The 11,387-nt window shown below is 55.0% G+C and carries 12 protein-coding genes; 9 read left to right on the top strand and 3 right to left on the bottom strand.

The genetic code is table 11. The features are described from left to right. The 4 genes from VGJ94_01465 to VGJ94_01450 all read left to right on the top strand — a co-directional run. A partial coding sequence (locus tag VGJ94_01465) for a hypothetical protein (protein HEY3275260.1) occupies positions 1-558 on the top strand: 558 nt, incomplete at its 5' end. A gap of 6 nt (positions 559-564) precedes the next feature. After that, the gene (locus VGJ94_01460; GenBank protein HEY3275259.1) at positions 565-1,146 is read left to right on the top strand and encodes a DUF2284 domain-containing protein; all 582 of its coding nucleotides are present in this window, start codon (positions 565-567) and stop codon (positions 1,144-1,146) included. Positions 1,147-1,277: 131 nt separating this feature from the next. Continuing rightward, positions 1,278-1,838: a cache domain-containing protein gene (locus VGJ94_01455; protein ID HEY3275258.1), complete on the top strand. Its 561-nt coding sequence runs from the start codon at positions 1,278-1,280 to the stop codon at positions 1,836-1,838. 284 nt (positions 1,839-2,122) lie between these two features. After that, positions 2,123-3,340 (top strand): MFS transporter, encoded by a 1,218-nt coding sequence (locus VGJ94_01450; GenBank protein ID HEY3275257.1) that lies wholly within the window; start codon positions 2,123-2,125, stop codon positions 3,338-3,340. A 52-nt stretch (positions 3,341-3,392) separates the two neighbouring features. On the opposite strand, the gene VGJ94_01445 is transcribed toward VGJ94_01450, so the two are convergent. Continuing rightward, positions 3,393-3,749: a cytochrome c gene (locus tag VGJ94_01445; GenBank protein ID HEY3275256.1), complete on the bottom strand. Its 357-nt coding sequence runs from the start codon at positions 3,747-3,749 to the stop codon at positions 3,393-3,395. 191 nt (positions 3,750-3,940) lie between these two features. On the opposite strand from VGJ94_01445, the gene VGJ94_01440 reads away from it, so the two are divergent. The 5 genes from VGJ94_01440 to VGJ94_01420 all read left to right on the top strand — a co-directional run bounded on the left by VGJ94_01440 (position 3,941) and on the right by VGJ94_01420 (position 7,753). Next, on the top strand, positions 3,941-4,219 hold the full coding sequence (locus tag VGJ94_01440) for a pyrimidine/purine nucleoside phosphorylase (GenBank protein ID HEY3275255.1): 279 nt from the start codon (positions 3,941-3,943) through the stop codon (positions 4,217-4,219). Positions 4,220-4,450: 231 nt separating this feature from the next. Continuing rightward, the gene (locus tag VGJ94_01435) at positions 4,451-5,659 is read left to right on the top strand and encodes a homocysteine biosynthesis protein (GenBank protein HEY3275254.1); all 1,209 of its coding nucleotides are present in this window, start codon (positions 4,451-4,453) and stop codon (positions 5,657-5,659) included. A 28-nt stretch (positions 5,660-5,687) separates the two neighbouring features. After that, the gene (locus VGJ94_01430; protein ID HEY3275253.1) at positions 5,688-6,674 is read left to right on the top strand and encodes a hypothetical protein; all 987 of its coding nucleotides are present in this window, start codon (positions 5,688-5,690) and stop codon (positions 6,672-6,674) included. Positions 6,675-6,686: 12 nt separating this feature from the next. Further along, positions 6,687-7,340: an MBL fold metallo-hydrolase gene (locus VGJ94_01425; protein HEY3275252.1), complete on the top strand. Its 654-nt coding sequence runs from the start codon at positions 6,687-6,689 to the stop codon at positions 7,338-7,340. A gap of 224 nt (positions 7,341-7,564) precedes the next feature. Then, complete coding sequence (locus VGJ94_01420) at positions 7,565-7,753, top strand: hypothetical protein (GenBank protein HEY3275251.1); 189 nt, start codon at positions 7,565-7,567, stop codon at positions 7,751-7,753. A 322-nt stretch (positions 7,754-8,075) separates the two neighbouring features. Here VGJ94_01420 and VGJ94_01415 read toward each other — a convergent pair whose 3' ends face one another. Both VGJ94_01415 and VGJ94_01410 read right to left on the bottom strand, forming a co-directional pair. After that, the gene (locus VGJ94_01415) at positions 8,076-9,260 is read right to left on the bottom strand and encodes a protoglobin domain-containing protein (GenBank protein ID HEY3275250.1); all 1,185 of its coding nucleotides are present in this window, start codon (positions 9,258-9,260) and stop codon (positions 8,076-8,078) included. Positions 9,261-9,345: 85 nt separating this feature from the next. After that, the gene (locus VGJ94_01410) at positions 9,346-11,253 is read right to left on the bottom strand and encodes an ATP-binding cassette domain-containing protein (GenBank protein ID HEY3275249.1); all 1,908 of its coding nucleotides are present in this window, start codon (positions 11,251-11,253) and stop codon (positions 9,346-9,348) included. Positions 11,254-11,387 lie beyond the last annotated feature (134 nt).

Raw genomic sequence — 11,387 nt, 5'->3', positions numbered from 1 at the left:
GGACTCACGGTAAGAACGGGAGATCTCATCTGCACCACCGACGGAGCGGGGAGAGACATCACGGGCCTGTTCTGGCGGCTGATCGGCAAACTCATACCCGGCGACGTGGACCACGTTTCGATCTTTGTCGGACCCGGGGGTCGTTGTGTCGAGGCGGGCGGCAAAGGCCGGGTGGTGGCCTTCGAAATAAGGGGGGGCATCTGGGACGAAAGCCTCATGAGGGACGAGAGGGGCATGTTCGCGGATACCCTTTACGGCGTCGCTTATCCTTTGGGAAACCGCGGCCTTCCTTCAACCGAGGAGGAGCGGATAAGGGAACAGGTGGCGGCCTACTGCCTCGCCCAGGCCGAGGCGGGGAAACCCTATAACATCAACTTCTTCAATTCTTCATCGGAAAATGCATTCTACTGCAGCCAACTGGCCTATCGGGCATACCTGAAAGAAGGGATAAACCTCAATACCGGGAGGCAGGTGGCCCGCATACCCGGCACAGAGAATATCATACTCCCCCAGGAGATATGGGATGGTTGCCCTCACGAGCGACCGAGAGAAGCATAAGGATCGATGAAAGAAAAACCCGCCACACCCGGAACGCTTTCCGCTGAAGAACTGATTGCGGCGGCTTTGGATTCGGGAGCAGCCCACGCCGCGGTGGTGGAGACACACGTCTTGAAGTTCGACGAGATGTTCAGAAGACTCTGCGAGCAAAACAAGTGCGGCCATTACGGGAAAAACCTGATGTGCCCTCCCCGCTTGGGAGAGTACCACGAATTAGTACAAAAGGTGCGGAAATATTCCCGTGCCCTGATCTTCCAGACCGTCCATCCCCTGAAAAGCTCTCTCGATATAAGGGGCATGCATAAAGGCGGAATCGCCCACGAGCAGGTGGTGAGAAAAATCAGGGATCTCCTCGGCGAGAAATATGGTATGACGACAATTTTGGCATTGAGCGCCGGCCCGTGCCGCTATTGCCCGGAATGCGGGGCAAAAAGAGACGAGCCGTGCGGCCATCCGGAGAAAGCCCTCCCCTCGCTCGAGGCTCACGGCATAGACGTATCGAGGCTCCTCGAGGCGTGCGCCATCCCCTATCACCACGGAAAGAACACCGTTTCATTCGTGGGGGGCCTGTTCTTCTCCTATCCCTGAAGACAGGCATTCTTTTAAACTTCCGGCCCTTTGACCGATAAAAGAGTTATCGCCGTGTTGCCCCCGCCCCGTGCCCTATGATAGATTGAACCGATGCAACCCATAATTCCAAAATAGGAGGATTTATTATCATGAGTATCAAAGGTATTCACAGAAACGCGCCGGCCACCTCACCGACTCTCGGATTCCTCTCTCTTCTTCTGGGTCTCGCGTTACTCATCAGCCTGGCCGGTCCGGCAGGGGCAGCAGGCGACGGAAAGACAACCGACCCTGTTATCGAAGGCTATAAAGAGACGGCGAAGACGGTGACCCATACGGTGGCTACCGGCTTGGGCAGCATACTCGCCAAGGTAAAGAACGAGAGAAAGCGCATCGAGCTGATCCGCTCCTTCATCGCACCCGTCCGCTTTTATCCCGATAATACGGGCTATTTTTATGTCTATGACGCCAAAGGCGTGAATATCGCCCATGGCACACAAAAGGAGCTGCAGGGTAAAAACCTTTATGACTATAAGGACACAAAAGGAAAATTCGTGGTCCGCGCCTTAAGCGAGGCCGCAAAGAAGGGCGGAGGCTTCGTTGATTTTTACTGGCTGAAGCCGGGCACGAAAGATGAAGCGGCAAAAATAGGCTATGTGGAGCCCATCCCCGGCACGAACTATTTTATAGGCACCGGAGTATACCTGCCCTGATTTCCACTCTCGTGAATGATAGAAAAACTAAGGGGCCCTGTCCTTACGGAACAGGGCCTCCTTGTTTCTACCCGGGTTCATAATATTGTATCACCGACGTAAGGAACATCGTATACAGATCGGCTCTTTCTTTGCGGGTCACCTCTACCATGAATTGCTTTGTTTTCACCACCTTGAAGTTTATGAAGCTGAAATTGAAGAGCTCCGGTCCTGTTCAAAGCGGAATTTCCCGTTGATTTAACTCGCCCTCTCCTGTATCCTGAGAAAATACAGGTGAAGACCGCGTGAAATCGAATAGAATGGCCTTTTTCGCCACGGCCTGGATCGGGATGCTCTTCTATTTCGCCCAGAGGTGGATATTCGGCCCCCTGATCCCCTCGCTCATGGAATCCTTCGGCGTGGATAAGACGACCCTCGGCGTGGTGGGCTCTGCATCCCTCTGGGGGTATATGTTCATACCGATCACTGCCGGCCTCATATCGGATCGGTTCGGCAGAAAGTATGTCATTCTCTTCGGCATCTTCGGCTTTTCGACCCTCACGGCCATATCGGGACTCGCGAACAGCACGACCCAGCTCTTCTGGAGCCGCTTTTTCACCGGCACGGTCGAAGCCTTCTATTTCGTCCCCCTCGCCGCATTCACGCTGGAGCTTTTTCCGGAGAGACCGGCATTTTTCCTCGGCATCCTTGCCTCCGGCTCCGCGGTGGGCTGGTTCCTCGGACCGGCGGCGGCGGGTTGGCTCCTCGACCTTACCGGCACGTGGCGGAGTGCCTTTCTGGTCGTCGGCATAGCCGGATTAGCAGTTGCCTTCCTCCAATGGCGCTTTTGGCCCGAGTTGGGCCCAAGGGCGCGGACCGGCATATTTTTCGACCGGGTCATCCTGCGACCCCGGAACCTGCTCATGCTCCTCTTTCTCGGATTGGTGCTCACCTTTCAGATGATGTCCGAATTCGGCTTCACCATGTGGTATCCCGTCTATCTCCGCACGGAGATCTTGATGAGCGCGACCGGAGCCGGCCTGCTGGCCGGATCTTTCGGCATAGGGCAGGCACTGGGCAGGCCCGTTACCGGCCTCATCGCCGACAAGGCGGGCTACCGGCTTACCGGAATGTCAGGAGCTATCCTTATGGGGATATTTTTCACCCTCGCCCTCTGGGCGCCCAATACGATCCTGAGGGCAACATTCACCCTGGCAGCAGGCTTCGTCGGCTCCGCAACCACAGGGGGCCTCTGGACCTTTACTGGTCTCATCTTCGCCTCCTTCAAGGGCCTCGCCCTCGGCATGATCGTCACCTTCGCCTACTGCGCCTCATCCCTCTCCCCCATCCTCATCGGTTATATCGGGGACCACCACTCCATTGCAGCCGCTCTCTGGGCAGTAACCGTCCCCGCCGCCTTCGCAGCCGCCGCCTCCTTCATACCTACTTTCCTCCTGAGACAGACACACCGGAGAGAGCTCGCAGCGGAGCGGTTAAAAATAAAGGAGATAGAGCCGCAGTAAGCAAGCAAGTCTTCGATGCGTCCCTTTTCGCAAGATAAATTCAGGGTCCTAATCAGGGTGATCTGTTGAATGCCCGGGCCATATAATCGGTGACAGCCCGTGCTTCATCTTCGGTAAGGTCCAGGGCAGGCATAGTCTTGTAACCGTCGGCAATTGCGGCCAGGGACCTCTTCTTTGCATCGGGTCCCCAAAAAGCTGGTCCGTACAGGTCCGGGAGCGAAAGATTCTGGGCTGCCGCCTTGGGGCCGTCCCCCCTGCCCTCTTTGCCGTGACAGGATGCGCAATGAGTTTTATAAAGCGATTTCCCCCAATCGGCGTAGGATTCCGGACTTCTTTCCCCGGCGTAAATTACAGAGGAACTTATAAAGATCGTAAAAATTATACCGAAAAACAAGGTAAATACTCTCACCCTCACCTCCCACCGGCTCTCCCGGATTATAAGCACCAGTTCATAAATGGACAAGCGCTTTCACCCTGATTGGTTTTTTCCGAGAGCTGTGCGGGACTCTGCGACTCGCGCGACGTCCTCGCCACGTACTCTTGCAAATCCGCGGCAAACCATATTAAACTGACCCTCAGGCATATAATAGGAGGTATTTCATGATAAAGCATAACGAATATTTCGAGGGCAAAGTACAGAGCCTTGGCATGGACACCGAGGCAGGATACGCTACGGTGGGCATCATGGAACCGGGGAAATATACTTTTTCCACCTCTTCTGAAGAGCACATGACCGTGGTGGAGGGCTCCATGCGCGTGAGGCTGCCGGGCAAGGACTGGCAGGTTTTCGGGCCCGAAGAGACCTTTATCGTCCCGAAAGATACCTCCTTCGATCTCGAAGTGGAGGCGGACGTGGCATACCTTTGCTTCTATAAATAAATACCTCCCGTGGACTCCGTATTCCATTGCCGGGGCAGGGAAATTTTCGAAATTCTGACCCGATTAGTGTATAATAGGGGAGTGGCTTAAGGGATCGCTTCTATCCTCCCCGGGAAAACACTTCAGAGGAGACACGCGGCGTTGCCGTCGGGGGACGGGACGGATTCATAGTTGCGGGCGCGAATTATCCCACGGGCCGCCGGGGACGGGAGCGCATCCGAGGAGGAAATTTTGAAGACCATCGATGAAATTAATGAAAAAATAAAATCGGGCAAGGTGGTAGTGGTAACCGCCGAAGAGATGATCGGGATCGTCAAGGATAAGGGCGTAAAAGCGGCCGCCGCGCAGGTGGACGTGGTGACGACCGGGACCTTCGGCCCCATGTGCTCGAGCGGCATGTTCCTCAACGTGGGCCACTCGAAGCCGCGGATCAAGATTGGGGGCGGCAAGTGCTATCTTAATGATGTTCCCGCATACAGCGGACTTGCCGCGGTCGATGTCTACATAGGGGCCACGGCATCTCCTGACGACGATCCCAGAAATACCGTCTATCCCGGCGCATTCAAGTATGGCGGCGGGCACGTGATCGAAGAGTTCGTGGGCGGAAAAAACATCAGGCTCGTGGCGACCGCCTACGGCACGGACTGTTATCCCCGCAAGAAGATAGAGACCTATATAAATAAAAACAACGTAAACGAGGCATACCTCTATAACCCCCGAAACGACTACCAGAATTATAACGTGGCGGTCAACCTCACTCCCAAGGTGATTCATACCTATATGGGCGTACTGAAACCTAATATGGGGTGCGCCAACTATTCGAGCGCGGGCCAGCTCTCCCCTTTGCTCAAGGACCCCCTCTACCGCACGATCGGTATCGGCACGAGGATCTTCCTCGGGGGCGGCGTGGGCTATGTAGCCTGGCATGGCACGCAGCATAATCCCGATGTGATTCGCAGCGCCGAAGGCATACCGAGGGCGGGTGCGGGAACACTCGCAACCATAGGAGACGCCAAGCAGATGAGCCCCGAATTTCTGAAAGGGGCCAGCTTTATCGGATACGGCGCAACCATGTTCGTAGGCATAGGCATCCCCATACCTGTCCTCGATGAGGAGATGGCCTTCCTCACCTCCCGGGGCGACGAGGATTACTTCGCCCAGATCGTCGATTACGGCTCCGACTACCCCCAGCGGGAGCCGAAAAGCCTGGGAGAGGTGAGCTACGCCGAATTAAAGACCGGCACTATATCCTTTAACGGAAAGGAGATACCCTCCTTCCCCATATCCAGCTATTCGAAGGCGGTGGAGATCGCGACCCTCCTTAGAGACTGGATACAGGCGGGCAGCTTTCTCCTCACCAACCCCGTAGTGCCGCTGCCGGGCGTGGGTCAGGGGATAAAGATGAATACTCTCGAAGAGAGGTCCCCGGACAGGACGTAGGCGCCTCATCGGGAAGATAAGGTAAGAGATGAAGAAGAAAGCAATATCCCTCATTTCAGGGGGACTCGACAGCATCCTGTCCACAAAACTGATCATGGAGCAGGGCATAGAGGTCGTGGGGTTCCACTTTACCTCGCCTTTTGCCAGCAAGAGGGATAAGGAGAAGGGCGCCATGGCCGTGAAGACCGCGGCGGAGCTCGGCATCGAGCTTCTCACACGGCACAAGGGCGAGGATTACTTTGACGTGCTCCTCCACCCCAAGCACGGGTATGGCAAGAATATGAACCCCTGCATCGACTGCAGGATATACATGCTCCGGATCACCGCGGCAGTCATGGAGGAGACCGGGGCAAGCTTCGTGGTAACCGGCGAAGTCCTTGGGCAGCGCCCCATGTCACAGCGCAGGGAGACAATGCGGCAGATCGAGGTGGAGAGCGGCCTCGAAGGCCTCATCGTGAGGCCCCTTTGCGCACAGTGCTTTACCCCCACTATTCCGGAGCAGGAAGGTATACTGGACCGGTCGAAGCTCCTCTCCATCACGGGCAGAGGCAGAACGCCCCAGTACGGCCTGGCGCAAAAGTATAATCTCACCAGCTTCAGTAAGCCCGGCGGAGGTTGCCTTCTTACGGACCCGATCTTTGCCGCCAGATTTAAAGAATTTATTTCCATGGAGAAAACGTTCGGCATCCTCGATATCGATCTCCTCACCCTGGGCCGTCACTTCCGCCTGAGGGAAGACGTGAAGCTTATCGTGGGAAGGGACGAAGAGGAAAATGAAAGGCTCCGCTCCCTGTGCGCGCCCCCTTACCTCTTTTTTTCGCCCGAGGGGTTCAAGGGACCCGAGGCAGTGCTGAAGGGACCCCATGACGGGGAGATCATACGATTGGTAGCCAATATTATAGGTTTTTACGCCAAATATAAAGCCCCTAAGATTAGCGTAGTAGCCGGGAAGGTCGGGACCGAGACTTACACCGTCGAGAGGACCGAAGAGGACTACGAAAGATTCAGGGTTTAGGAGTGGACCTGCATGAAAGTATTTGAAGACTTTTACGTATACCCGTGGCTCTCTTACCAGGAGAACAACTGCAATACCGTGTTCATCGACGGCCACACGCCCGTGCTTATCGACCCGGGCCACACGCACCTCTTCGATAACGTGGTGCAGTCGATGGCGAGAGACGGCGTACGGCCGGAAAGTGCAAAGATGGTGCTCTGCACCCATGGCCATCCGGACCATATAGAAGCAATCGAACGCTTCGACGAGAGCGTCATCAAAGGGATAAGCAAAGAAGAATATGCCTTTCTCAACGATGGCTACCGCGAGCTCTTCCTTGCCGGGGGCTCCCAATCTCCCGCAAAGTCTTTTAACCTTTTCCTGAAAGAGGGGACATTGCAGGTGGGCGACAAGACGTTCAGGATCTTCCTCACCCCCGGTCACGCGCCGGGGGCCGTCTGCCTCTATTGGGAGGAAAAGAAAGTCCTTATCTCAGGGGACACGGTCTTTTATATGGGCGTGGGAAGGACCGACCTTTACGGGGGAGACGCCTCCCAACTCGCCCAAAGCATCGCCCGACTGGCCGCACTCGACATAGAATATCTCATCCCGGGCCATGGTGAGATGGTTCAGGGTGAAAAGACGATAAAGAAGAATTTCGAGGTCGTTCTGGAACAACTTTTTTGACTTCATCCCCGAATGAGGGGCGTTCATAGAGGCATGTGCAAAGTTCGGAAATATATGTTACAATAGTGAGGTGGTAAGTGAAAGTGTCTTTGCCTGCCGGAGATGTAAGGAAAACACAGACATCGGATCATGCCCCCGTCCCAACGATCCTATAAGTATCGAACCCGGTATCGACCGAAAGAAGGCCGGAAGAACCGGGTAAAGGGAAAAGAGGAGGAGAATATTTGAGAATACCCGATGAGTATGTATGTGATTTATGCGGTTACATGTTTCTCGACGGAGAAGTGCCTGAAAATTTCTGTCCGAATTGCGGAAGCAGCATGGTAACGAAAGAATTGAGCTACGATGAGTTCCTCGACGACGAGGCCTTCATCAATATAATGAACTACCACACCACCCGCGGAGGCTTGTAAGCCCCGCCCGATAGCCGGAAGATTCCAGACGGCGCCCTCCCAAGGGCGCTCTCCGGCCGCCCCATAGTTTCTACCCATAAAATCCCCACCGTGAAAAACCGTGTAATGCGTTAGTGCGTGTGATGCGTGTAATGCGTTAAAAGCGGAACTCGGAAAACGTATAATCGGAAAACGAGGATGCGTTAAAGCGCTGCTCTATGTCGTTAGTATTTGAATTATCTTAAGCGGCGCCGCCGGGTCATATTCTTTCTCAGATCGAGGCGACAAGGAGGAGCGTTCCGCAGGCGTACATTTTGGTACGTCAAGGAACGCGACGACGCGGTCAACGAAGAGCTGGGGAAGAAGATGACCCGGCGGATGATGGGCCGGCGGGGAGGGTGATAATTACTTTGGTGCCGGTTGCCATGGGCTCCATCCGTATCTTCCCGTAATGCTTTCTCACGATAAGCTTGGCCATGGGGAGGCCGAATCCCGTTCCTGCAAGTTTCGTGGAATAAAAGGGGGTGAAGAGGTCCTCGATCTCTTCCTGTTTCGGCGGTATGCCCCGGTTGAATATCTCTATCTCCACATTGAAGGGCGCAGCCTTTTCCTTCCGGGCGGTAATCTTAAGAAGGGGGTTTTCCGGGTCTACTGCTTCCATGCCGTTTCTCAGGAGGGCATAAAAAAGGCGTTTCAATTCTCCGGGGTCGCCCATGATCTTCATGGTATCGCCGCCACACTCGGTCTCCACCTTTACGTGATTGAAGAGCGCCTCTGCCCGAAGCTCCGAGAGCGGGGGGGCTATGACGCTATCCACCCTCAGGGGCTGAAAGTTTACCACCTCGTTGAAAATTTCCATATAGGCCTTTACGTCGGAGACCATACGCTCGAGCCTCTGGTTTTCTGCCATGAGCATCTCGTAAACCTTATATTCCTTGCTCCCTGCCGCCACCTGCTTCTGGAGGCGCTTTATGTTCCCTCCTATTACGAGGGCGGGGTTCCTCACCCGGTCTTCAACCCCCTGGAAGACCTGAAGGTCGCATCTCGTGGTCTTCTCGATGAATGCGTCCGTTTCTATAAGCAGGCAGAGATCGAGAAGCTTGTCGAAGACAAACACGAGAGTTGCCGAATAGGCAATTCCCGTCTCTTCCTGAATCACTTTGTGGCAGAACTGGCGAATAATGGAGAACCCGAGATTGGTGAAGCGATGGTCGAGATTCACCTCCACATGCCGCGCGCCTATACTCCACAGGTATGCCAGAAATTTCCCGTCAAGACGGGACCGGAAGAGCGAATCGAACCATGCGGCCCACACCTTCTTCAGAAGGCCCGGCTCGCTCTCGCTCTCGAGCACCACGCGCGCTTCGGGTATGCGGAAGAAGACATCGTAGAAATAATCGGCGAATTCGTCTTTTCTTGCGATAAAAAAGTCGGCGAAAGGGCTCAGGACATTGAGGTCCTTCTCGTCTATTCCGATTTTTTCCTTCAACTGGAATAATCGTTCATTCGGCGTGTGATCTTGTGTCACGAATAAGTCCTCCTGAAGCTGTCTTCCGGGTGAAGATATAAAGGGTCAATTATTCCTCCCATGGAGAAGCGGGCCCATTTCCTTCTTATCCCCCCGTAGCCGCGGGGGCCGCAGGCACGGACCACCGGTCGAGCCTCTCCAGTTCGTCCAGTCTTTCCTCGAAAGCTTGCGCCTTCTCGTAATGTGCAGCCGAGGAGGTCTCCAATTCTTCGAAGGTTTTATCTATTTCTCTTTTCGCGTTATGGATCGACATGGAGAGGGCCACGATCTGCTTGCCGTCATTATTGACCGATGCCCTGAGAAGAGTCCTGTTTTCCTCCTCAACCCGGGCCTCGAGCTCCATAATCTTTTTCTCGAGGGTATCGATTTTCTCCTTGAGCGGGTTGAGGACTTTTGAACGCTCCATAATAAGCTCTGCCCGGAGCCGCTTCAGCTCCTTCCGGTCGATGGCCTCCGGTCTTTCCGTCCGGCTCTCGGGCCTGCTTGTGCGGACCTCATCCTCGCTCTCCCATCCTACACGGCTTAAGAAATCATCATAAGTCCCGTCGAAGACGCTTACTCTGCCCCTGTCGAAGACGATCAACTTGGTGGCGAGGGCCTTCAGGATCATTTCACTGTGGGTGGCGATAAGGACCGCTCCTGTGAAGCCTTCGATCGCCTCGACCAGGGAATCGATCGATTCCATGTCGAGGTGGTTGGTCGGCTCGTCGAGAAGGAGGAGGTTCGCGGGGCTCACGAGTATCTTGCCCAGGAGGACCCTGCTCTTTTCACCACCGGAAAGAACACTCACCCTCTTGAGCGCCCTTTCGCCTTCGAACATCATGAGACCGCAGATAGTACGGATGGCGCCCTGCCCTCCCTCGTGAAAGGCGGAGCCGATCTCCTCCTCCACTGTATTCGCTGGAGTTAGACGGTCGATATTGGTCTGCCCGAAATAGCCCATCTTTACGTTCTCGTGAATGACAAGGCTTCCGGAAACCGGTCTCAGCTCCCCCGCACACAGGGAGAGGAGGGTGGTTTTTCCCTTTCCGTTCTTGCCTACAATTCCCACCCGGTCTTTCCTGCCGATGGCGACGGACAGCCTGTCTATCAGCGGCGGTCCCCCGGCGTTGAAGGAGAAGGAGAGGTCCCTCGCCTCCAGAAGCCATTTTCCATGGAAGGGGGCCGACTTGAATTGAAAGTCGAGATTCCGCTCCTCCGACAGCTTCTCGAGCCTCTCTCTTTTTTCGAGGCCCTTTATCTTCGACTGGACCGCTTTCGCCCGGGTCGCCTGGGCGCGGAACCGGTTCACGAAGAGCTCGATCTCTTTTCGCTTCTTGTCCTCGTGTATCCGGGTCTGTTCGTATACCTCCTCTTCCTGCAGGATCTGCTGGTAGAGCTTATGGGTCGACCCTTCCATTTTTCTGAACCCCTGGCGGTGGATCGCCATGGTATGGGTGGTCACGCTGTCCATGAAGGTCCGGTCATGGGTAATGAGGATCACCTCCCCTTTCCATGCGGTAAGAAAGCGCTGGAGCCAGCGCACGGAAAGGATATCGAGGTAATTGGTAGGCTCGTCGAGGAGGAGCATCTCAGGCCCCGAGACAAGGAGTCGGGCGAGGTTGAGCCTGATCTGATATCCCCCCGAAAGCTCGTGAGGGGATCGCTCGAAGTCTCCCTGCGAAAAACCGAGGCCCAGGAGGATCTCTTTCGCCTTATAGGTCCTGTCCGTTCCGTCTTCGTCCGCTTTCATATCGGCACACGCCTCTTTGAGCACGGTCGAGCGGGAAAAGGCGATATGCTGGGAAAGATACCCTATGGCATAGTGTCTGGAGATGTGGATGGAGCCCGCGTCAGGCTCCTCCTGACCAAGGATCAGGCGAAAAAGGGTAGTCTTGCCGCTTCCGTTCCTCCCCACGAGTCCGACCCGCTCACCGGGTCCCACCGAGAAGGAAGCGTTGTCAAAAAGGGTTTGCAGCCCGTATGCCTTGGTTAATCCTGTTATGGTAATCATAGTTTTTTGTCGATGCCCGTTTCTACATTCATGTTGTTCATCTTAAATGCTCATGTCAATCGATCGGCGGGAATTGGACGTCCATATATTACATGAGCGGCCTTGCAGTGTCAATTAAAGGGGTTCACGTGCAA

This window comes from Syntrophorhabdaceae bacterium (genome assembly GCA_036504895.1).
Lineage (GTDB): Bacteria > Desulfobacterota > Syntrophorhabdia > Syntrophorhabdales > Syntrophorhabdaceae > PNOM01.
Note: the sequence above shows the minus strand (reverse complement) of the source record. Positions and strands in the feature narration are given on the sequence as shown.

What these genes read in the sequence shown, in the direction of transcription:
- VGJ94_01440 (HEY3275255.1), top strand. Translation starts at nt 3,941, where the DNA reads ATGATAAAGCATAACGAATATTTCGAGGGCAAAGTACAGAGCCTTGGC.
- VGJ94_01425 (HEY3275252.1), top strand. Translation starts at nt 6,687, where the DNA reads ATGAAAGTATTTGAAGACTTTTACGTATACCCGTGGCTCTCTTACCAG.
- VGJ94_01455 (HEY3275258.1), top strand. Translation starts at nt 1,278, where the DNA reads ATGAGTATCAAAGGTATTCACAGAAACGCGCCGGCCACCTCACCGACT.
- VGJ94_01430 (HEY3275253.1), top strand. Translation starts at nt 5,688, where the DNA reads ATGAAGAAGAAAGCAATATCCCTCATTTCAGGGGGACTCGACAGCATC.
- VGJ94_01460 (HEY3275259.1), top strand. Translation starts at nt 565, where the DNA reads ATGAAAGAAAAACCCGCCACACCCGGAACGCTTTCCGCTGAAGAACTG.
- VGJ94_01410 (HEY3275249.1), bottom strand. Translation starts at nt 11,253, where the DNA reads ATGATTACCATAACAGGATTAACCAAGGCATACGGGCTGCAAACCCTT.